This window comes from Shewanella maritima (assembly GCF_043643735.1).
GTDB lineage: Bacteria > Pseudomonadota > Gammaproteobacteria > Enterobacterales > Shewanellaceae > Shewanella > Shewanella maritima_A.
The window spans coordinates 68,616-91,116 of the sequence record NZ_JBHZSM010000010.1 but is presented as its reverse complement, the minus strand read 5'-3'; the positions used below and the strand labels follow the sequence as shown (position 1 = coordinate 91,116).

Annotated in this window: 14 protein-coding genes; 5 read left to right on the top strand and 9 right to left on the bottom strand. The window is 43.0% G+C overall.

What is annotated here, in order from left to right; genetic code table 11:
- Positions 1 to 51 precede the first annotated feature (51 nt).
- From putA to ACHUGF_RS12060, 4 genes are all read right to left on the bottom strand, one after another.
- On the bottom strand, positions 52 to 3,246 hold the full coding sequence (gene putA / locus ACHUGF_RS12075) for a bifunctional proline dehydrogenase/L-glutamate gamma-semialdehyde dehydrogenase PutA (protein WP_394131502.1): 3,195 nt from the start codon (positions 3,244 to 3,246) through the stop codon (positions 52 to 54).
- A gap of 518 nt (positions 3,247 to 3,764) precedes the next feature.
- A complete protein-coding gene (locus ACHUGF_RS12070) occupies positions 3,765 to 4,343 on the bottom strand; it encodes a TIGR04211 family SH3 domain-containing protein (protein WP_394131500.1) in 579 nt (192 codons plus the stop codon).
- A gap of 140 nt (positions 4,344 to 4,483) precedes the next feature.
- On the bottom strand, positions 4,484 to 5,752 hold the full coding sequence (locus tag ACHUGF_RS12065) for an inorganic phosphate transporter (RefSeq protein WP_394131499.1): 1,269 nt from the start codon (positions 5,750 to 5,752) through the stop codon (positions 4,484 to 4,486).
- 24 nt (positions 5,753 to 5,776) lie between these two features.
- Positions 5,777 to 6,457: a TIGR00153 family protein gene (locus ACHUGF_RS12060; RefSeq protein ID WP_394131497.1), complete on the bottom strand. Its 681-nt coding sequence runs from the start codon at positions 6,455 to 6,457 to the stop codon at positions 5,777 to 5,779.
- A 233-nt stretch (positions 6,458 to 6,690) separates the two neighbouring features.
- Here ACHUGF_RS12060 and ACHUGF_RS12055 point away from each other — a divergent pair, with 233 nt between their 5' ends.
- On the top strand, positions 6,691 to 8,172 hold the full coding sequence (locus ACHUGF_RS12055; protein WP_394131496.1) for a CYTH domain-containing protein: 1,482 nt from the start codon (positions 6,691 to 6,693) through the stop codon (positions 8,170 to 8,172).
- A 146-nt stretch (positions 8,173 to 8,318) separates the two neighbouring features.
- On the opposite strand, the gene ACHUGF_RS12050 is transcribed toward ACHUGF_RS12055, so the two are convergent.
- Complete coding sequence (locus ACHUGF_RS12050) at positions 8,319 to 10,502, bottom strand: TonB-dependent receptor family protein (protein WP_394131495.1); 2,184 nt, start codon at positions 10,500 to 10,502, stop codon at positions 8,319 to 8,321.
- A 318-nt stretch (positions 10,503 to 10,820) separates the two neighbouring features.
- Between ACHUGF_RS12050 and ACHUGF_RS12045 the strand changes: the two genes are divergently transcribed.
- Together ACHUGF_RS12045 and ACHUGF_RS12040 are read left to right on the top strand one after the other, a co-directional pair.
- The gene (locus ACHUGF_RS12045; protein ID WP_394131494.1) at positions 10,821 to 11,522 is read left to right on the top strand and encodes a DUF3581 domain-containing protein; all 702 of its coding nucleotides are present in this window, start codon (positions 10,821 to 10,823) and stop codon (positions 11,520 to 11,522) included.
- A 114-nt stretch (positions 11,523 to 11,636) separates the two neighbouring features.
- Positions 11,637 to 12,023: a glycine zipper family protein gene (locus ACHUGF_RS12040; protein ID WP_394131492.1), complete on the top strand. Its 387-nt coding sequence runs from the start codon at positions 11,637 to 11,639 to the stop codon at positions 12,021 to 12,023.
- Positions 12,024 to 12,228: 205 nt separating this feature from the next.
- On the opposite strand, the gene ACHUGF_RS12035 is transcribed toward ACHUGF_RS12040, so the two are convergent.
- Complete coding sequence (locus tag ACHUGF_RS12035) at positions 12,229 to 12,414, bottom strand: cytoplasmic protein (RefSeq protein WP_394131490.1); 186 nt, start codon at positions 12,412 to 12,414, stop codon at positions 12,229 to 12,231.
- Between the two features lie 179 nt (positions 12,415 to 12,593).
- Between ACHUGF_RS12035 and ohrR the strand changes: the two genes are divergently transcribed.
- On the top strand, positions 12,594 to 13,031 hold the full coding sequence (gene ohrR, locus ACHUGF_RS12030) for a transcriptional regulator OhrR (protein WP_394131489.1): 438 nt from the start codon (positions 12,594 to 12,596) through the stop codon (positions 13,029 to 13,031).
- Between the two features lie 141 nt (positions 13,032 to 13,172).
- Positions 13,173 to 14,339, top strand: coding sequence for a chromate efflux transporter (gene chrA, locus ACHUGF_RS12025; RefSeq protein WP_394131487.1), 1,167 nt, complete (start codon positions 13,173 to 13,175; stop codon positions 14,337 to 14,339).
- Between the two features lie 67 nt (positions 14,340 to 14,406).
- On the opposite strand, the gene ACHUGF_RS12020 is transcribed toward chrA, so the two are convergent.
- From ACHUGF_RS12020 to fdhF, 3 genes are all read right to left on the bottom strand, one after another.
- A complete protein-coding gene (locus ACHUGF_RS12020) occupies positions 14,407 to 16,620 on the bottom strand; it encodes a cation:dicarboxylate symporter family transporter (protein ID WP_394131486.1) in 2,214 nt (737 codons plus the stop codon).
- A gap of 63 nt (positions 16,621 to 16,683) precedes the next feature.
- On the bottom strand, positions 16,684 to 17,841 hold the full coding sequence (gene bshA / locus ACHUGF_RS12015; RefSeq protein WP_394131484.1) for an N-acetyl-alpha-D-glucosaminyl L-malate synthase BshA: 1,158 nt from the start codon (positions 17,839 to 17,841) through the stop codon (positions 16,684 to 16,686).
- 370 nt (positions 17,842 to 18,211) lie between these two features.
- Positions 18,212 to 22,420 (bottom strand): formate dehydrogenase subunit alpha, encoded by a 4,209-nt coding sequence (gene fdhF / locus ACHUGF_RS12010; RefSeq protein WP_394131482.1) that lies wholly within the window; start codon positions 22,418 to 22,420, stop codon positions 18,212 to 18,214.
- Positions 22,421 to 22,501 lie beyond the last annotated feature (81 nt).

The window sequence follows — 22,501 nt, the reverse complement described above, 5'->3', positions numbered from 1 at the left end:
TATCTATTACTTGTTTATGTCATCAGCTCAATAAGCCATGACTGAAACCTATTAATCTTCGGCATCACCTAATGATAACAAGGTAGCATTACCACCAATTGCGGTAATGTTGTTGGTGCGTGTTTTCTCTGTCACAAAGCGGGTTAGGTAGTGTGGACCACCGGCTTTCGGGCCCGTTCCTGACAAACCTTGGCCACCAAATGGTTGAACACCTACCACAGCACCAATCTGGTTACGGTTAATATAGACGTTACCAACGTCCACTTGATCAGCCAGATTAAGCGCATGACCTTCATTACGGCTGTGGATCCCAAGCGTTAATCCAAAACCTGTGCTGTTGATTTCATCAACCACATGGGCAAGCTCAGACGCCTTATAGCGGATCACGTGCAGGATTGGGCCAAAGTGCTCTTTTGCAAGGACTTTAATCGAATCTATTTCAACTGCAGTGGGTGCTACAAAGTACCCATTTTCAGTACCTTGTGGTAGCTGAACTTGTTTAATTAACTTGCCTACCTGACTGATATGATCAATATGAGCATTCAAATTAGCCTGAGCCGTTGCATCAATTACTGGGCCAACATCGGTTTTCACCAGAGATGGATCGCCAATGCTGAGTTCATCCATCGCACCTTGCATGACATCAAGCACACGCTCTGCAACATCTTCTTGCACATACAATACACGTAATGCTGAGCAACGCTGTCCTGCGCTGGTAAATGATGAGTCGACAATGTCTTGTACCACTTGCTCGGGTTGTGAAGTTGAATCCACTACCATAGCGTTTTGGCCACCGGTTTCTGCAATCAATGGAATAATCGCACCTTCTCGGTTAGCTAAGGTACGGTTAATTAACTTTGCAGTGCCGGTTGAGCCTGTGAAACAAACACCACCAATGCGTTCATCTGCAGTTATTTTTGCACCGACAGTGGCGCCAGTACCTGGTAAGAATTGTAATACTTCTGCTGGAATGCCGGCTTCATGGGCTAGCTGTACTGCGCGGTACCCAACTAAACATGTTTGCTCTGCAGGTTTAGCAATAACACTATTACCTGCAGCCAGAGCCGCTGTCACCTGACCTAAGAAAATGGCTAGTGGGAAATTCCAAGGGCTGATACACACAAAAATGCCACGACCTTCAACGAATAACTGATTAAGCTCACCCGTTGGGCCAGGCATTAATTCAGGCTTCGCCATCATTTTTTGTGCTTGTACCGCATAGTAACGACAGAAATCCACCGCCTCGCGCACTTCATCAATACCGTCTTGAATGCTCTTGCCCGCTTCACGAGTACATAGCGCAATCAGTTCTGCACGATTTTGTTCCAATAAGTCTGCTAGCTTATTTAATGCTTGGGCGCGCTCTTCAACCGGTGTGCGATTCCAGCTAGGGAAAGCTTGCTGTGCTGAAGACAGTGCCAGCTCTATCGCTGCTGCATCGGCAAAGGCGACTCGACCAACTTGCTTGGTAGTATCATAAGGGCTCAGTACTTGCTGTACCTCGCCTGTTAATGTCTCACCGTTTACCAATGGGCCTGCTTGCCATTGTGTATCATCAAACTGTTTAAGCGATGCAAAGAAGGGTTTTGATTCAGAAATAATATTCATGTTCATGCCTTTAGAGTTTTTGCGCTCATCCCCGAAAATGTCATCAGGTTGAACGATCTTTTGGTTGGCAAGAGTACGGAATTTACTCAAGGTGGTTAGTGGGTGTACCACGAGTGATTCAATGGGGGTTTTTGGGTCAACAAGTTTGTGAACAAAGGATGTGTTTGCCCCGTTCTCTAACAAGCGACGCACTAGGTAAGGTAGTAAGTCTTTATGCGCACCAATTGGGGCATAAATACGTACAGACTTAGCGCCTGCTTCAGCTAGCATGGTGTCATACAGTTCTTCACCCATGCCATGTAAACGCTGGAACTCATAAATACGGTCGTTGCCCATAGCGGTAATGCTGGCAACAGTTTGCGCGTTGTGCGTGGCAAATTGAGGGTAAATATTACCCACAGTTGCATCTGAAAGTAGGAATCTTGCACAAGCTAAATAGGATGCGTCAGTACCGGCTTTACGGGTATAAAGTGGGTAACCGCCTTCGCCAGCTTGTTGTGCCCATTTAAGCTCGCTGTCCCAGTAAGCACCTTTTACTAGGCGAAGTGGGATCTCATCACCTTGTTCTTTAGCGAGTTGGTTTAACCAACACAGCACAGGCAGTGCACGCTTTGAGTAAGCTTGCACGACGATACCTAATAACCCCCAGCCTTTAGCTGCTTCGGATTGGTATAACTTCTTAAAGAGTTGCAGGGATAGCTCAAGGCGGTCCATTTCTTCAGCATCGATAGAAATGCCGATATTGAGCTCGCGGGCTTGTTGGATAAGTTTAACCACTGAGCCATACAGTTCACTCAAGACGCGATCTTCATTGGCCACTTCATAACGTGGGTGCAGGGCAGAAAGCTTAATTGAAATTGTTGGGCGAGGCGCTTCTGCTTCATCATAGGTTTGCGCACCGAGATCAGCGATTGCATTACTGTAATCGCCGAAGTATTTTTCAGCATCTTTTGCAGTTAACGCCGCTTCACCTAACATGTCATAGCTGTGGGTATAACCCATTTTGCGCTTGGCGGTACTGTTTTTAAGGGCTTCTTTTACATCGCGCCCGAGCACGAATTGTTTACCCATAATGACCATGGCAGCCAGCATGGCTTGACGGATAACCGGTTCACCCATTTTATTGACGAGACGGTTAAGTAGGTTACTCGGTTTACCATCGACTTTTTTATCAAGCTTGACGATCTTACCTGTTAGCATCAGTCCCCATGTTGAGGCGTTAACCAAAACAGAACCACTTTTGTTTAGGTGCTCATCCCATTTTGCGCCAGACAGTTTATCTTCAATGAGGGCATCAGCAGTTTCAGCATCAGGGATCCGCAATAAGGCTTCAGCCAAACACATTAAGATAATGCCTTCTGAGGTTTCTAGGCTGTACTGCTGTAGGAATGCGTCAATACCAACCATTAAGCCTTTTTTCTCATATTGGCGAACCTTGTTCACCAAATCATGGGCATGTTGGGTAACTTGTGAGATTTCTTCGTCAGAAGAGGGAATGAGTTTGACCAACTCAGTTAAATATTGCTCTTCATCAACAATGTAATTGTCGGTAATGGCATTAAATAGCTCGTCGAGAGTGGCGTTATCGTAACGACCTGCTAGTACTTCACTTGCTTTGAACATATTAGTTACTTCCATCTTGGTCAGTGTGGATGGTATTTCGTATCGTATTTTTGCGTATTTTATTTTGTATACAATGTACGATTAAGCAGCGCAAAGTATACCTGAAAATGTGATCTTGAACAGCCTTTTCCGCACAGTGAGAACTGCGTATTTTAACTTAGACTAAAAACCTTGCTCTGTCTGAGTTTCAGCGCAGATTTAGACTAAAGAATGGGATCAAAAATGTAACAATATGGATGAGATCAGAGCAGTGATTATAATAGGCTAAGTAAAGTCCCAACCTGTCAGCATTGTCTGATAAATGAGTTTTATCACACGAATTGAAATGTGATATAGACGCTTAATGTTGTTCTCACATTCTAGGTTATTGGTTAATGGTTAATGGTTAATGGTTTAAGGAAACAGATATCGACAAGCAGTGTTAAGTCGAGCAATAAAAAAGCCAGTTATCAAAACTGGCTTTGTAAAATCACATATTCAAGATGAAGCTTCGCGTTAAGGTTGCTACGAATCTATTATTTATATAGATAAGCCTACATCCAACGATTACTTTGCTTGCGACGAGGGCGAGGGAGGTACACTAAAATAATACCAATCAATACGCCGATGCCGGCAATCATACCGCCTTGCTGCCACATATGGTAACGCTGATTATCAATGGCTGATTCGGCTCTTGCTTCAGCTGTATCGCGCTGCTGCTGCGCTTGAGTCAGTGCAGACTCTAACTCAGCCACTTGTGCTTTAGCTTGACGCAACTCATCAGACATATTTGAACTGCTATTAGTGATATTAGCTAATTCTTGCTTGGTACTTTCTAACTCACTGGTTAATGCAGGGATTTGCTCTCTGAAACTTGGTTCAAATGATAAAAACTCATTCTTAATCCAGCCTTCACGATCTTTATGATCGACGACTTGGGTGTAGTCACCTTGTGTCACGCCGAGATTAGTGACAGGTTGACCCGCTTCAATGCTACCTAAAATACGGTATTGATTGCCCGGACCACCATGAATGAAGATGTAGACATCATCAGAAATATAATTAGTGCTGCTTTGAGCAACACTGCTAAGTGGTAAAACTAACAGGGATATGATTACTAATACTCTAAACACTGACTTATTCCAAACCCAAAAAACCTGCTGTCATGCTATTTATTTCGCTGCCTGAATGCAAGAAGGAAGTCCGTAGACTTCCTTCTAAGTGCACATTTAGTGCGAATTTATGACTAAGCGTCAGCTTAATCTATCTCTGCCTAGGTGAAAATAGCTTTAATCACGAAGAAGAATACGATAGATAGTGCAGCACCAGCAGGTAGTGTAACTACCCAAGATACGACAATATTACGAACAACACCGATGTTGATTGCGGCGATACCACGTGCCATTCCCACACCTAACACAGCACCCACTAAGGTTTGTGTGGTTGAGATAGGCAGACCTGTACCAGATGCAATCACAACTGTTGATGCAGCTGCTAGCTCTGCAGCGAAACCACGGCTTGGTGTTAAGTGAGTAATGTTTTTACCAATGGTTTGCATTACACGCTTACCAAAGATAGCTAGACCCATTACGATACCCGTTGCACCTAATGGTAATACCCACCAAGCTAGTACCGCTTTTGAACCAATTTCACCACCACTCTCAACAACGGATACAACAGCTGCTAGCGGGCCAATCGCGTTAGCTACATCATTAGAACCGTGAGCAAATGCCATACAACATGCGGTCACAACCATTAAGATAGCGAATACTTTCTCAACGTTACCATACTGAGTTTGAATGTCGGCAGTCTCGTTCATTTTAAGGCGAGCAATAGCCACTTTACCAAACAGGCCGATAATAACGGCAACTAATGCTGCTAGGCCGTAAGCTTCTAATGTAGAGAAGTGCAAACCAATGTGCTTTAGACCTTTAGTGATGGTCACAAGCGACATTACGAAGCCTGCAAATGCCATATAGAACGGCACATAGCGCTTAGCATTTTTTAGTGGATCATCAGTATTGAAAATTAGCTTTTGTACACTTTGGAACAATAGGTAAGCAATAAAGCCTGATATGGCAGGGGTAACAACCCACGAGCCAATAATACCGCCGACTTTACCCCAAGCGACTGAGTCAGCACTCACACCAACCGCGGCGAAACCAACAATGGCACCGATAATTGAGTGAGTGGTAGAAACAGGCCAGCCTAGTGCAGAAGCAACAACTAACCAAATACCCGCAGCTAATAATGAGCCAATCATACCGAAGACCAGATATTCTGGTACATCTACAAAGTATGAAGCATCAATAATGCCTTTACGGATAGTGCTAGTGACTTCACCACCGGCTAGGTAGGCACCGGCAAATTCGAATATCATCGCGATGATGATGGCTTGTTTGATTGTGATGGCGTTAGAACCTACTGAGGTTCCCATAGCATTAGCGACGTCGTTTGCGCCAATACCCCATGCCATCAAAAAACCAAATGCAGCGGCAATCGCAATCAGCGTAGTGCCGTTGGTGACTAGTACATCAACCATGTTGTGTCCTTGATAACCTTGTTATTAGTGACGAGCTAACATTAGCTCAAGGCGGGAACCTACGCGCTCAGCTAAATCTGCTAAGCCTCCAACCCATTCGATAATTTTGTACATAAACATTACATCGACAGGATTATACTCACCTTCTACGGCAAGTAATTGGCGACGAACTTGAATTTGCAAGTCGTCTGAATCTTCTTCGATGGCGTCTAGTTTGGTGATCATATTGGCAACTAACTCAACTTCGCGACCACGGAAACCCGTTTCTAATAGGTCGTCAAGTTCGTTGATAGCTTGCTTAGCAAGTGCGACGGCATCCAAACAGCGTTTTAGGTAAGCACTAAATGCGGCTTGAACGGGTTGAGGGAATACTAACTGGCGGCCGATTACACGACCAGAAATGTCCTTTGCTTTATTGGCGATTTTGTCTTGTTGAGTCAAAAGCTCAAGCAAGTCGGTACGCTCAACTGGCATGAATACACCACCTGGTAACGTTAGACGGATTTCCCGTTTTAGTGAATCAGCTTCATTTTCCAGTAAGCTAATTTGCTTACGGACTTTGATAGCTTCATCCCAGTTACCTGCGATAGTTGCTTCGAAAAAAGGGACTAAAAGTGATGCACACTCGTCAACTTTATCGATATGCTGTTCTAAAGGCTTAAGAGGTGATTTTGCAAACACACCTAAAATAGAGTTTACTGGCATTGCCGTTTACCTATTTAGTTAATTCCGATTTGGAAAAAGCGGGCGCATGTTAACCTAAGCGTCCGCATAATGAAACTGTGAATTCTTAATTTTATTGCACAGCTTAATAATTCTTGCTCAGTATATATGAACAAAGCGAGGCAATCCTAAGGGATTTTTATTACAACAATGTGACAATATGAATTAATTATGACGTATTAATTAAACTTTGATGACAACAGAGCGACGATTTAATGGATTCTGAAATAGAACTAAAGCTAATTTTGCCTCCGCAACTAACTGATTTACTAATAAAAACGATCAAAAATTACCCAGGTGCTACGTCACAAGCGACACGTCAGTTGAGCAACCAGTATTTTGATTCTGCAACTTTAGTTCTACGTCAAAATTTAATGGGATTACGGGTTAGAACCAGTGATAATTTTTGTGAACAAACGCTAAAAACTGCTGGAAAAGTAATCGGAGGGATCCATTCTCGTCCTGAATACAATGTGCCAATCGAACAAAAAACACCCGACTTAACCTTGTTCCCCAATGACATTTGGCCAGACACTGTCGATATTACCCTATTAAATGCACAACTCGAGTGTGTTTTTGAAACCAATTTTACCCGTCAAACTTGGCATATCTATATTGACGATAGCCTAGTCGAAGTCGCTTTTGACCATGGACAGGTGATCGCCTCTGAGCAACATGAACCCATCTGTGAAGTTGAACTTGAACTGCTTGCGGGTGATACCTCTGCATTGCTGCAATTGGCCACCGAATTTGCTAAAGACGTTCCAATGCGATTAGGCAAAGCCAGTAAGGCTCAGCGCGGTTATATTCTGGCAGGGAAAACTCAGCCTCTATCTATTGAGCATATTGATTACATTTGCTTACCAACCGATAAAAGTTTAGATAAAACTCTCACAACGCTGCTTGAAACAGGTTTGGAACGTTGGCAGTTAATTGAAAGCGTGCTGATTGAAACCGATGATATTGCACAGCAAACTGCGTTGTGGAGCCAGCTATTGTCATGTGTCAGATTACTCAAGTTGACATTAAATCAGTTTGGTTTATTGAGTCAGCATGTTGCTTCACTGTTCGCTGAATTAGAACAAGATTTAGCTTTTATCCCTACCATGCAGGCACAAAATCTTATTCTTGAAAATGATGCCCACATGCTGAGTAAGCTTGGTGAGAAAAGCAAGATTGTAGTCATGATTGAACATCAGGTTGCCCTGCAGCATTATGCTCAGCGTTTAACCGATTTGTGGCAAAAACCGCAATATGGCCAATTACAGTTAGCGCTAGTCGAGCTGTTATTGAAAACAACGAATGGCCAACACCAGTTAGTAGATTACCCACAGCTGGGACTGTTTGCCAATCATCTACAACAAGATTCTTGGCAGCGCATTGTCGATGCAATGCCGATTAAAGCTGATATGAGTAGCCTCGATTATCAACATGTAGCACAAGCGCTTGATGAAAGTATTCTGGTCGGCTTCGCTTATGGTGAACTGTATCTGAGTCAGGAGCGTGAGAGCTTCCGTGCGCCTTGGCAAGATCTAGCATTGGGTATTCAAACGTTAACCGCATACCAGTGTTTACGAGAAAGTTTAATTGATACTGATATTGATATAGGCACTTGGTTAGACAATAAAGAGTCTAGCCTTGTGTTTGCTATGGAGCATTCACGTAAAAGTGCGCTAAAAGAAAAACCTTATTGGTAAACTTGCTTTATAGCTGAATAACCTATCGGCTGAATCAGGTGATTAACAGGTTTAAAATAAACAATCCACTGCTGAAACAGTTACTTTAGGGCTGAAAATAAAAATGCCAACCTGATAAGGTTGGCATTTTTGTCATTTTGAGTAACTTAGAACTTGTAGGTATAACCTAAAGTTGCCGACTGAGGCTTACCTGCAAACACCGAACCATGTACACGGGTAGTGATGTACTCTTCATCAAATAAATTATCTACATTTAAGTAAACTTCTGATGCGTCATTGATAAAGTAGCGAGCAGATAAGTCAAAGATAGTCTTTGACTCGATAAGTTCATCACTTGGGATATCACCTTGGCCTGCTTTAGTTCGCATATCGGAAGTATAACGACCAGCTAAGGTTACTTGCCAAGATTCAGCTTGAACTGCTGCAGACACATACAGTTGATTTTCAGGTAGATAAGTTAGTTTATCGCCCTTACTCACTTCGCCCCAACTTTCAAAGTCTGATACAAAATCATTACCAAATTCAGCGCTTGTGTAGGTATAAGCTAATTTAACTGGAAAGTTAATTTCACCTTTTTGATTGAAGTCGTAACCTAGGCTTAATTCGACGCCCTTAACATCAACTTCACCACCGTTATATTGGTTACCAATATTGTCATCGTCACAGCCATTACTTGCAGTACAGTCACCATGCATATTGCTATAGTCACCATAGAATGCAATTAATTCTGAATTTAACGCTGCGCGGTTATAACGGAAACCGGCTTCATAGTTCCAGCTTTCTTCTTCTGTGCCTTCAGTGTTACCTGGTGCCGCTGGTGCGAAACCTTTTTGAACACCAGCTAATACAAGTAACTCATCATTGATTTGATATGTTGCTGAAAGTGATGGTAATACAGCGCTAAAGCTGTTGCTGACATCTTTTGATGGCGCGTTATCACGCCCTGGATCTGTTTTACCCCAATCAAGGCGATTGGTCTCAACATCTTCATAACGGATACCAGCTGTGATATCAAAATTACCAAAACTGATTTGATCTTGAATGTATAAGGCTAGGGCTTTGGCACTATCGATACGGTTAGAGTCCGTTCCTGGAATACCACTTTCAGTACGGGTCATTACTTGATTAGCATTTAGCTCGTAAATATCAACCCATTGGTAGCGATCCATTTCATCTTCATGGTAACGAGCGCCGAAGGCTAATTCATGATTCTCTAGCATCCAATACAGTTCTGTTTGAATCCCCTGTGATAAATAGTCACGGTTATTGGCTTTCACATCTACATCGATGCTGGTGCGATTTGCATCGGCGTCAAATGCAGCCGCATTGTCAATGCCACCACTGCTTAAACTTGAACCGCCAACTTTAGAGGTTTTATACCAGTTACGGTGAAAGTCATTGTAATAAGCGGTTGTACCTAAAGATACGCTGTCACTGAAATCGATAATGTGATTAAGTTGAATTTGCTTATGCTCAGTTGTCATCTCATCTTTTTGAGATGCTGAGTATCGCATATAAGGTGTTGCTTGATAGTCAGCATCAGTTAAGCCCATGTAAGTCTCGTTTGAAACTTCATCAGCATACTTTAATTTAAGTTCAACACGTTGTTGATATTTAGCATCTTTAGCACTATCAAAACTGATTTTTGCCAATGCGTCATTTTTTACAAATCCAGTATCGCCGCCTACACCATTAATGTCGCGGAAACCGTCTGCTTGGTAACGGTATACTTCTGCAACCGCGCCGACTCTATCACTTTGCCCACCAGCATAAGCGTGGATTTTTCCAAAACCATCTTGACCCGCAGCCACATCAAGCTTACCTGCTAATTCTTGTTGTGGTATTTGACGAGAAAGCATATTGAGTACGCCCCCCGTAGTACGTGGACCATACTTAACCGTTGAGCTGCCTTTTAGCACTTCAACACTTTGCATACGACCAGAAGTCGGGAAGTAATAAGCAGCTGGAGAGGCATAGGGCGCTGGGGCAGCAAGCACACCATCTTCCATTATCGTGACTTTCTCTGAGCGGTTTTGACCTGTGCCGCGCATACCGATATTTGGGCGTAAGCCGTAGCCATCTTCTTCTTGAATGTACACACCAGGTATCGAAGCAACTGTTCTCATGATGTCAGAGTATTTGAAAGTATCAATCTCCTCTTGGGTAATCTGATGAGCACTACCTGGAGTTGTATCAAGTGGGTTGCGTGAGCCGAAAATGGTAATTTGCTCAATTTCAGCCGGCTGTGCGACTTCTTGAGCCTGAGCTGAAAATGCGGCCAGCATTGCGGTTGCAAGAAGAGTTAACCCTTGAGTTTTAACTTGTGACATCTATGTCTCCAATCAAACATTAAGTGAGTATGTGAATGAAAATTGTTATCATTAATATTATGTTGTGGCGATTTTACTTAAATGAGTTTAAAAATCAATCTCGTTAACATCTTTGTTTGATTTGTTACTAATTACTTGCTTTTGCTGTGAGTTAGGTCACAATTTTGCTGGGCGACTGATATCGCTAAATAAGTCATCGGGTGAGTGTTTTGTTGTTTTTCACGTAAACTCTTGCCAGTTTGTTATCCGTACTCTGTTCAGCTTGAGAGCTAAGTTGTTGAACAAGAGGAACTCACCAATTAATAAGAAAAAGAAATCATGTTTTTATCACCGTATTATTCAAAGAACCAAAACATCGTTCGTATTAGTGCACAGCAAGCCAGTGATTTTGCTAAGCGTGTCGCCAGTGACTTTAACCCTATTCACGATGTAGGTGCGAAGCGGTTTTGTGTGCCGGGTGATTTACTCTTTGCCTTGGTGTTAACCGAGCATGGCTTAAGCCAAAACATGCAGTTCAATTTTGAAGGAATGGTTGGTGACAGTGTTGAGCTGGTCATTGAGCCAACACAAGCGGACCACTTTGCCATTGTTGATACCAATGACAAACAGTATCTGAATGTAGAGCGAGATGGCGATATTTGTGAATGTGATACGCAAAAGGCAGCATTTATTAAGCGCTATGTTGCATTTTCAGGGCACAACTTTATTCATGTATTAGTGCCGCTAATGAAGCAGTCTGATGTGATGATTAACCCTGCCAGACCATTAGTTATCTATGAAAGTATGTCGTTCCATCTTGATGACTTTGACTTCACAGATATCCAACTTGAATTGGTTGAACAAACATTAAAAGTCGATGGCAAGCGTGGGGATGTAACACTGAAATTCGAGCTATATGCGGAAGATAGATTGGTGGGACATGGTATAAAAACTTTAGTGTTAAGCGGGTTAAGACCCATTGATGATCAAAAAATGTTAGATATGTGTGCTGAATATGAGAGCAGGAAACTGAATAAGTAACCAACTTGTATTGTCAGACTTAAAGTCCAGTTAACAAACTCAAATTTGAATATATCGACTACACTTGAAATGGTAATTTACCTAAAAGTTATCAGCGTTAAGTATAGAGGTTATATGAAAAAGCTTTGGTTAATTGGTCTTTCTTTTATAGCAAGTTCTGCTCATGCAAATTTGATTTATGATAAATCTGGCGTAGAAGAGAAAGATTTTATATTTGATCAACATCAATGCACTGAAATGGCCAATCAAGTTCAAAAGAACACTGAGTCTAGAGGCGCGGTAGGCAGTGCCGCTAAAGGTGCAGCCTTAGGTGCGGCAGGTAGCGCAATTGCAGGTGGCAGTGGCTCAGAGGGGGCTAAAGTGGGCGCTGGTGTTGGCTTAGTAGCGGGCGCGCTTGGTGGTTCAAGAGATCGCCGTGAAAATCAAGCAAACTATGAAGCTGAAAAGCAAACGGTTATGCGCAACTGCATGACGAACCGTGGCTACGTCATTTTAAATTAGTCACTCATCTCCCTTTAATGGGGGCTTCAATACCGATGAAAAAGCCATGCATTGCATGGCTTTTTTGTTTTTTAGCTTCTAAATCATATTTTAGTTGGTGCTCTGGTGCTGAAAACAAAACAAGCAACTCAATAGAGCTGCTTGAATAATTTCGGCGTCAAATCATGCGTCATAGCAATCATCGTTATTTCATCAATTGAGCAGGTTAAGCCTTAGTATTGATGTTATGCCCAGCGTTACCCGTTGGTGGTGGCACTGCAGCTTCAATAAGTTGCATAGCGATATCACCCTCTACTTTTTGCTGCTCTTTGGCCATAACTGCGACTTTTAAGCTGCTTGCCGAATCAATGTTAGACGGCATTGATGATGGTGAGTTGACTGAAATTGTCATATTGACCTCAGGTTGTTTTGGATAACTTGTTTATCGGCTGGTTAAAGATTAGCTGAAGAAATAGCTTGTATCAATTTGTAGCTAATCAAACTATCCAATTATCACATTAGGTTGCGCACAATTAAATTATGTTATACTGATCACAGTTTGTTGTTTGTTAACCTAACGCTAGAGGATGTATGAATTCTGAGCCCGCATTAATATTAGAAAACCAAGTGTGCTTCTCGCTCTATAGTGTCACCAATGCCATGATCCGTGCTTATCGACCATTACTGGATGAATTGTCACTGACTTACCCACAATACCTTGTGATGATGGTGCTTTGGCAGCGTTCAGGGATCAGTGTAAAAACCCTTGGCGAACAGGTGCATTTAGACTCAGGGACGTTAACTCCTTTATTAAAACGTTTAGAAGCTAAATCTTTAGTGATCCGAGGTCGAAGTGACAAAGATGAGCGTGTACGGGTATTGCACTTAACAGAAGCTGGGCAAGCATTGAAAGCGCGAGCGAGTAAAATTCCACAACAAATGCGCTGTAAAGTCGGTGGGAGTATCGAAGATTTACAGCAATTAAAAGCACTGTGTGACAATGCGCTAAAACAGATGAAGGCTGAATAAGCTTACCTTGTGCTTTCAGGATGTTGCTGACATTTGTTCTGCCTGTTTGGCTAAACTGTCACGTTAGCGTCATATCGCTGTCATAAAATGGTATCGAGAAAATAAATAGAATTTGATGACAACAATGAAGGTGTTGTATTTATGCTGTATTGGCAGATTTTCAGTCGTTTTTTGGCGCTTGGCTTAGTCAGTTTTGGTGGCCCAGCAGCACATATAGGTTACTTTAGAAAAGCATTTGTTGAAGAGTTACATTGGCTAGATGACAAACAATATGCCAGTTTTGTTGCATTAAGCCAGTTTATGCCAGGTCCTGGTTCGAGTCAGGTTGGCTTTGCCATAGGGCATCATCGTGGTGGTGTATTGGGCGGCCTCGCTGCTTTTATCGGCTTCACTTTACCTTCTTTTTTATTGTTATTCATGTTTGCTGTTACTAGTGCCAAGTGGTTTGATTCTTCAGTGGTCACAGGCATTATTCATGGGCTTAAATTATTGGCCGTTGTGGTGGTTGCTGATGCCACCTTGTCTATGTTCAAGCAGTTCTGCCAGCAACAACATGCCAAATTAATTGCCATAATGACCGCGGCTGTTCTGCTATTAAGTCCAGCCATGACGACCCAAGTCATCGTATTACTCGTTGCGGCAGTGCTTGGAAGGCAATTGCTCAATAAGCAGCAAGGAGTGGATGATGCCGACTATACTCCAACGCCAATCCGCCTAAATTATATTTGGTTATTATTGTTCGCCGTTGGTGCTGCAGTATCATTCTTACTAATTAATCAGCATGACAGTCTCGGTCAGATTTTCGCTCAGTTTTTCCAAGTTGGCAGTTTAGTCTTCGGTGGTGGCCATGTGGTGCTGCCTTTACTTGAAACATCAGTGGGTGAGCTGGTTTCTCAGGAACGATTTTTAACTGGCTATGCGTTAGCTCAAGCTATTCCAGGCCCTATGTTTGCTTTAGCGGCATTCTTAGGTGCTGATATCTGGTTAGAGTCACCTATTTTAGGGGCAACCATCGCGACACTAGCCATATTCTTACCCGGCTTTTTACTCATGTTAGTCGGCTTAAAAAGTTGGACTGCGATTAGTCAGCGACCAAAAATAAGTGCGGCTATTGCTGGGGTGAATGCTGCGGTAGTTGGGTTATTGTTTTCTGCTTTTTATGCGCCAGTTTTCAGCTCTGCAGTTATATCAGGGCTCGATATGGCGCTCGTGCTTATTGGCTTTGGTTTACTCAAAATTTATAAGCCTCATATTGTCTTATTAGTTGTGAGCTTTGCAGTCATTGGCGGTGGTTTAGCCTTTATTTAGTTCAGAAAATCAATAAAAAAATCTAGATTGAACTAGGCTTTTTTATGTTATTTGGCTGTTACTTAACTTACTCAACCCAATGCAATACATCTTTTATAACTGACCATCTTGGCTGCTTAGGTTTGGCGTTTTCGCCTAAGATCCAGTAGCTATAAAGTGTGTCTACGTAGCCCGACGATTGTTGTATTGCCAGCCAGCTATTTAAGAAAGTGTGCAACGATGTATTGCCTTTTGCCACCGCATAAGATGCGGGGAAGGATTTAATTTCCTCACGGTTATACAGCGTGGTGTATTCAGGATATAAAATGGTCCAAGTTTGGCCAGCTTCAAGGCTGATGAGCAGGCCGTCCCAAGTTTTACCATCGTCTTCAAAAAAGAGTTTGTCAGAATTGATTGAAGTGAACTCAATATTGTTAAACTTTTCTTGTAGGTGAGGGATGATTGAATAGTCTCCCACCGATGCGACTCTGATTTTGCCAGCTTGATGAATCAGCATGTCCGTTTTAAATTCATCAGCGCGGTAATCCTTAACAACAAAAGAATAATGCAGATGGAGTACAGGGTTAGTGAAGTCGACCAAACCTATTCGTTTAGTTGTCATTTGTAAGCCGGACACGGTGACATCAAATAAGCCACTATTAATTGACTCCAAGGCATTTTCGCTTGAGTAAGGGATGAATGCGATTTGTAAATCAAGTTCAGCTGCCAGCTTCTTCATTAATTCAATATCAAAGCCAACAAGCTCATGTTCGGCGTTAAAAAATGAAAAGGGCACTTGAACAGGGTTATAACCCACTCTTAAAGTGCCATTTTGTTTAATTTGTTCAATGGAGCGGGGACCATTAACCACTAATTCTTCAGTCCAATTGAAAGTGGTGACATCTTCGGGGACCTCTGCCGCAGAGCTCATTTGTGCCACAACCTCATCCATATTGTATTCAGTATCTACAATGCGATTAAGTAGCCAGCTGGTCGCTAATAAAGTGACACCCAAAACGATAGGTGTAAGTACACTGCACATAACCAATTTCTTCATACTGACTTTAGCGATTCCCGCCAGCATTGCTGTGCCGCCAATGGCTAAAATAAAGATATTCATCGCAGCAAGTAATGAGGTAAAGCGACTGGTAAATAAGCTCGATACCATATACAACTGGAATAAATCTGAAGACAGCTCTAGCGAATCTAATAGCATAGGAATGGTTAAATACACGCTACCAAATAGACTGATTAAGCCATTCACAGACATCGGGAAATAGCTAATAAAGTCGAGCTCTTTTCCTGAAAACCAAGCGGCAAATAATACAAAGACTATGGTCAACAATTTACCAAGGTTAGGAAAGCTAAATACCACAGGAATAATGATGTTGGCGTAGTCATCGGTTTGCGCATTACCAATCTTGTATTTATGGAATAACTCTTTGGTACGCTGAATAAGCAGTGGCAAGATAATAAAAATATTACCGGCAGCAAACGCGGTAATCATAGCGTCTTTTGCTATCCCTGTTATGTCTCGATAAGAGAAAGGCGTGATCACCATAATGATAGCGGGTAGCACCCAATAAGTGAGTAAAACAGTCATCACGACATGGGCAATAAAGTAGACCTGCAACTTTTGAAATTCATCAAAATCCATCGTGCCTGCTGTCGCAGCAGTCATGGCAAATATACCAATGGGCATCAGCATAACAATGCTTTGGGTGACCTTATTAAATGACGCGCCAAGTAACTGTAATGGGCGCATTAATGACTCTTTATCATCAATGGATATCAGTGCTATGCCTGTTGCGACACAGAACAGTACAATCGCAGGAATATAACTATTAGACAGTGAGAAAAAAGGATTAGAAGGGATATATAAATCCAGCAGATTGACGGAGTTAGGGTCTTGTAATGCCGTTAAACTAAAAAATTCACCCGCTTGCCAGTCGGGAAAGGTGTACTTGATCAAGTACATACTTAGTAGGCCAAAAAGCCAAATTACTAGCATTAGCTTGCCGACTTTCACCCCTAAAGACTTGGCTTGTTCTAGGGTTAAACTACCTAAACTAGAGATTAACGATACGATAATATAGGGGATAATGGTCATCTGTAGCAGCTTGATAAACGCATCACCAATCACTGACATCCATGCCAACATTTCACCAAAAAATAACCCTGCGATAATCCCGCCTGCAAATGACAGTAAAACCCAACTCGACATACTGATCTTTTTGGATTTTTTATTTGACGCTGATTGATTGTCTGATGAGTTGTCTGTTTGCGCGCTGGCATTAGCCATATGATTCCCTTCTACTGATTGTGGTTGTGCTAGATTCTATGCCATTATCCCATTGAATATTGCTCAGCTTGCTGCTGCTTGGTTGCTGTTTCTCGCTAATGCTTGCTGATAACAATCAAGGTACTGTTTGATTTTGTTGTCGCTATTAAAATGTGTCATTGCCCGCTCACGTCCCGCCTGTCCCAGACGCTGCTGTATTGAATTATCTGAAAAAATATGACTAATTGAAGCCGCCATGCTTTTGGCATCTTCAGGTGGAAATAAATAACCCGTCACACCTTCATCAACGACCTCGGGAATACCATCCACATTACTGCTAACGGTTGGCACTGCACATGACATGGCTTCTAGAATAACCATGCAAAATGACTCGATAAAACTCGGTTGGATGAGGCAATCGGCATTGGCGATATAACGCTCTACTTTATTGACTGAACCGGTAAAGGTAACGCGATCGAGTATGCCTAATTGCTGGCATTGTTGTTTGGTTTTGTCTATGTCTGGACCATCGCCTACTAACACTAACTTCACTGGCAGGCTGCAGGTTAATTGACTGAAAGCATTCACTACAGTTGAAGTATTCTTTAGGGGCCTGAAATTAGACACATGCATTAAGATTTTTTCGTTATCTTGTGCCAGTGTTCGCCTTAATGTTTCATCTTGTAGATCTGGAGTGAAATCGTCAGCATCAATAAAGTTATGTACCACATTGATAGGTTGCTGAATGTCGAACTCTTGCAACATATATTGACGCTGAAACTCTGATACTGTGGTTAATAGTGCGCTTTGATTCATGCTGTAGGTGTTTAAGCGCTTAATTGCATCATCTTGACCGACAACAGATACGTCTGTGCCGTGAACCGTGGTGACAATGGGAAAAGGATAATTAGCAACGTTGCTGGCTAAGTGAGCACACAGTGAATGAGGAATGGCATAGTGAGCATGCACAATATCCAGTTGGTGTTGCTCGACGACTTCAACAATTTTTGCTGTGAGCGAGTAGGTGTGCAGTGGGCCTTCAAATAAAGGGTAGTTCACTTCATCAACGCAATGAAATGCTATGTTAGGGACATCTTGGGGTAATTTGAAAGGGCGCTTATGGGCAATAATGTGGACTTCATGACCAAACTTGGCCAAACCTAAGCCGAGCTGGGTTGCCACCAAACCTGAGCCTCCAATACTGGGATGACATACAATTCCTATTCTTAACTTGCTCATCATAGTGCACGAGTATCCTTACAAATTGCAACGCTATAAAAAGACGAGGTGGTTGTTTAAAAAACTACAGTTATTTTTAGGTTAACTTTGGGGGATTTGCCAATTTTTCATCGGTTTCAATGCATTATTTGCCACAGCAAAAAAGTTAGCCGCTTCGCCAAAGATAACTTTTTCTCTCAAATTTATGACTCTAACGGGTTTATATGACAGTTATACCCGTTAGCATAATAGGCTCACTTATATACCCCAATGGGTATTAGGCTCAAGGTGGTAAATGTATGGGGTACAATAGAAAATTGGCGTAAAAAAAGCCTAACAAATAAACTTGTTAGGCTTGTATGACTTGTAATAGTGCGCGTTGTTTATCGGTGAGTTAAGCGACGCGCTCTGCATTCACCGCACAGACTTTAAACTCAGGAATTTTCGCCACGGGGTCAACCGCGTTAATCGTGAGTTTGTTCGCGGCGGCTTCAGCAAAGTGGAATGGCAAGAATAGAACTCCAGCTTGGGCACGTTTAGTCACAAACGCGTTAATTTCTATTTCACCTCTGCGAGAACTCAATTTGAGTTTATCGCCATTAGTGACACCCAGTCTTTCGGCATCAAATACTGACATCATCACTCTAGGTGCGCCTAACTCATTTAAGCCTTCTGTTTTACGGCTTAGGGTGCCGGTATGAAATTGCTCTAGTAAGCGACCGGTTGATAATACCAATGGGTATTGATCGCAGGTACCCTCCGCGGATTGACGATGCTCAACGGCAGTAAAAAGTGCTTTACCATTTAATGGTTTATCTTGATGCAATACTGCTGAGCCGGCATCTTGTTCATTCACGCAAGGCCATTGAATGCCTTTATGGGCTTGCCCATTAGCATCAGGGCTAAGCCTATCCCATGTTATTCCATGATACTGTGGTGTCAGTTGATTGATCTCATCACAAATATCGCGCTCAGATTGATAGTGCCAATCACTGCCCATTGCGTTGGCAATTGATTGAATGATTTGCCAATCTTGCTTAGCTGATGCTGGTGGCGCTAACACTGGTTCGAGTCGCTGTACACGACGCTCAGTATTGGTAAAGTGGCCGTGTTTTTCTGCAAAGGAAGCTGCGGGTAATACAACATCAGCATATTGCGCCGTTTCCGTCATAAAGATGTCTTGCACCACTAAAAAGGGAAGTTGCTCAAATGCTTCAATAACATGGGCTTGATCAGGATCGCTCAGCACTGGGTTTTCACCCATCACATACAGGCCGTGGACTTTTTTGTCAGTGATAGCATGCATCACTTCTGTCGCAGCTAAACCTATGTGTTCAGATAATTGAGTTTGCCAGTGTTGCTCGAACTTTGCCTGTACACTGGCATCGGTGACTTTTTGGTATCCCGTGTAATAGTTAGGTAAAGCGCCCATATCGCAGGCACCTTGTACATTACTTTGACCACGCAATGGGTTAATGCCTGCACCTGATTTACCAAGATTGCCACATAACAATTGCAGGTTAGAAATAGCGGTAACATTGTCATGACCAGAGGTGTGTTGGGTAATACCCATGGCGTAATAAATGGCTGTTTTTTCCGCGGTGCCAATGAGTTTAGCCATATGAGCAATATCATCAGCACTCACGCCGCTGACTTTTGCTGCTTCATTGAGGCTATATTGTGGTTGCATGACCGTATTGATAACGGCATCAAATCCCTGTGTATGCTCAGTAATGTAGTGCTTATCATGCCAATCATTGCGAATGATCTCAGCCATAATGGCATTGATTAAAGTGACATCACTGCCCGGTTTTTGGGCGACATATAGTTCGGCTTCATCAGCGATAGAGACGCGTTTAGGGTCGGCTACGATTAAACGTGCGTCATGGTGTTGCAGCGCCTGTTTGATTTTAGAGGCGATAATCGGATGGGCATTGCAGGTATCAGAACCCAAAATGAATATCAGATCTGAATCTTTAATTCCGGGAATATTGCCTGTCATTGCGCCGCTACCAATGCTTTGCTGCAGTGCTGAAACCGTACTGGAATGACAAAGGCGCGCACAATGATCGACATTGTTGCTGCCTAGCACAGTGCGAACAAACTTTTGCATGACAAAGTTGTCTTCGTTTGTTGCTTTAGCTGAAGACAACGCCGCAATAGCATGGTTACCTTGTTGCTGTTTTATGTCATTGAAACGGACTGCAATGGTGTTGATAGCTTCATCCCAAGAACAAGCAACCAGTTGACCATCTTTACGAATAAGTGGCGTGGTTAATCGTTGGTCACTTTGGATAAAGTCATAGCCAAATCGACCTTTGACACACAACATGCCTTCATTGACTTCTGAATCTTTGTTGCCTTCTACATGACTAATCTTGCCAGTACTGGGTGAGACACTGACATTAATACGACAACCCACACCGCAATATGTGCAAATAGTGGATGTGGTATTGAGTGTTTCTGTCGCGCCTTGACGTTTATCGCGGGCATCCACTAATGCGCCAGTTGGGCACACCTGAACACAGTTACCGCATTGCACGCAGTCACTGTCGGCCATGGTGACATTAAAGCCTACTCTCGGTGCGTTGCGTGTATTTGAGCTGGTATCTGGCAGGGCTTGAAAGCTGTGCTGTTCAAACTGAATCACATTATGACCACTACGTTGACCACAAATATCGACACATTTACCGCAACTGATGCAGCGATTGGCATCAAACTGAATAAATGGGCTGGTTTTATCGACTGCAAATTTACGCATTGACTGAGGCTCAAGTGTTTTGCTGTCTACCCGATACTCGGTGGCATAATCACGCAGCTTACAATCGGTATTAGCCTGACAAGCGCACTCCAGACAGCGGGCAGCTTCTTTCATGGCATCTTGATCGCTAAAGCCTTGCTCGACTTCATCAAAATTAAGCTGGCGTTGAATAGCGGTGAGTTCCGCAGCCTTGTAACGCGGCTCAGAGGTAACGTTAGGGTAAAGCTCGGCTGATAGTTGTGCAGTTTTATGGGCTTTGGTGGCATTAAATTCCGCCGGCGTTAATTCGCAAACCAAGCCTTGGGTTAATTGCTTATCAATGGCGATGGCAGCTTTGCGACCATCACCAATGGCCGCGACAGCCGTTGCTGGGCCAGTGCGCGAATCACCAATGACGAATAGCTTTTCAACACCTGCAGACATGGTATGTTCACAACCAATAAAGGTATTCCAACGTGAAAGCGCAATATCACCACTGGTAAGGTGGCTATCTGGGTGCTGTAAAAAGTCCATGTCAGGTGTTTGTGATACAGCCGCAATCACAGTATCAAAGCTTTCAGTAAAGGTTTCGCCAGTCGGTTTGGGCGAGCGTCTGCCAGAGGCGTCGGGCTCACCTAATGCCATTTTTGCCAGCTCAATTGCTACGACTTGACCATGCTGATTACTGATATTTTGCACAGGGTTAGTTAAGAAGTGGAATTTTACACCTTCTACTTCGGCCTCATGGATTTCATAAGGCTCAGCAGGCATGGCGTCTCGAGTACGACGATAAATAATCGTCACATCATGACCTTCACGCACCGCTGTTCTGGCACAATCAATCGCAGTATTACCGCCACCAATCACGGCCACTTTTTTGCCAATCGTAAAGCTTTTTTCGGTGCAATAATCTCTTAAGTAATCTACGCCTAGGTAACAACCGGCTAAATCGCTACCTGGATAATTCATTGGCACGGCTTTTTGTGCCCCAATGGCGAGACACACTGCATCATATTCATCGGTGAGTTGTTTTAAATGTATATCATCACCAAGGCGAACATTGGTGTCTATTTGTAAGCCGTTATGAGTGAGTAAGTCGATTTCTTTATCAAGAATATCTTTAGGTAGTCGATACTCGGGAATACCGTATCTAAGCCAGCCGCCAGCTTTAGGCATGGATTCTATAATGCGGACTTCATGACCTTGGTTTGAAAGAAAATAACCCGCGCTTAACCCTGCAGGGCCACTACCTATAATGGCAACTTTCTTACCAGTCGCTGGTTGTCGTTCGACTTGATAACTTTGCTCATCATTGAGATCTAAATCTGCAGCGTGACGTTTAAGTTGTCTAATCGCGACAGGCTCATCCACTAAACCGCGGCGGCACTCAGTTTCGCAAAATGCAGGGCAAACGCGGCCAATCGATAATGGTAAAGGGAGCGTTTGTTTAATCACTTTTACGGCTTCAGTGTGATTACCCTGTGAGATATGAAATAAGTAACTTTGGATGTCGACCCCAGCAGGGCAAGCTTGTTGGCAGGGTGCTTCGCAATCAGCAAAATGGTCGGCAAGAATATGGTTCAGTGCCTGTTTTCTAATTTGGCTCAGTTCAGCATTTTGGCTGATAACAGTCATACCATCACTCACCTGTGTGCTACAGGCATGTGTTTTTCGATAACTGCCATCATGATTTTCAATATCGACTGTGGTGAGGCCACAGATCTTATCATCGTGGTCAATGTCTGCATGCAGCTTAGGATCGCATAAACAAGGAATATCAATTCCAGCTTGTTGTGCCACTTGCAGTAGGTTTTGCCCAGCATTTGCTTGGACAGTCTTGCCGTCAATATTGAGTGTAATCATCGCTTGGCCTTGTAGAGTAATGCTTATGGGTGCCGATACACCTTTTATTAGGCATATAAAATATACCGATTTTTGTCAGAT

What these genes read in the sequence shown, in the direction of transcription:
- ACHUGF_RS12045 (WP_394131494.1), top strand. Translation starts at nt 10,821, where the DNA reads ATGTTTTTATCACCGTATTATTCAAAGAACCAAAACATCGTTCGTATT.
- fdhF (WP_394131482.1), bottom strand. Translation starts at nt 22,420, where the DNA reads ATGATTACACTCAATATTGACGGCAAGACTGTCCAAGCAAATGCTGGG.
- bshA (WP_394131484.1), bottom strand. Translation starts at nt 17,841, where the DNA reads ATGATGAGCAAGTTAAGAATAGGAATTGTATGTCATCCCAGTATTGGA.
- ACHUGF_RS12065 (WP_394131499.1), bottom strand. Translation starts at nt 5,752, where the DNA reads ATGGTTGATGTACTAGTCACCAACGGCACTACGCTGATTGCGATTGCC.
- ACHUGF_RS12020 (WP_394131486.1), bottom strand. Translation starts at nt 16,620, where the DNA reads ATGGCTAATGCCAGCGCGCAAACAGACAACTCATCAGACAATCAATCA.
- ACHUGF_RS12040 (WP_394131492.1), top strand. Translation starts at nt 11,637, where the DNA reads ATGAAAAAGCTTTGGTTAATTGGTCTTTCTTTTATAGCAAGTTCTGCT.
- ACHUGF_RS12035 (WP_394131490.1), bottom strand. Translation starts at nt 12,414, where the DNA reads ATGACAATTTCAGTCAACTCACCATCATCAATGCCGTCTAACATTGAT.
- putA (WP_394131502.1), bottom strand. Translation starts at nt 3,246, where the DNA reads ATGGAAGTAACTAATATGTTCAAAGCAAGTGAAGTACTAGCAGGTCGT.
- ACHUGF_RS12050 (WP_394131495.1), bottom strand. Translation starts at nt 10,502, where the DNA reads ATGTCACAAGTTAAAACTCAAGGGTTAACTCTTCTTGCAACCGCAATG.
- ohrR (WP_394131489.1), top strand. Translation starts at nt 12,594, where the DNA reads ATGAATTCTGAGCCCGCATTAATATTAGAAAACCAAGTGTGCTTCTCG.
- ACHUGF_RS12060 (WP_394131497.1), bottom strand. Translation starts at nt 6,457, where the DNA reads ATGCCAGTAAACTCTATTTTAGGTGTGTTTGCAAAATCACCTCTTAAG.
- ACHUGF_RS12055 (WP_394131496.1), top strand. Translation starts at nt 6,691, where the DNA reads ATGGATTCTGAAATAGAACTAAAGCTAATTTTGCCTCCGCAACTAACT.
- chrA (WP_394131487.1), top strand. Translation starts at nt 13,173, where the DNA reads ATGCTGTATTGGCAGATTTTCAGTCGTTTTTTGGCGCTTGGCTTAGTC.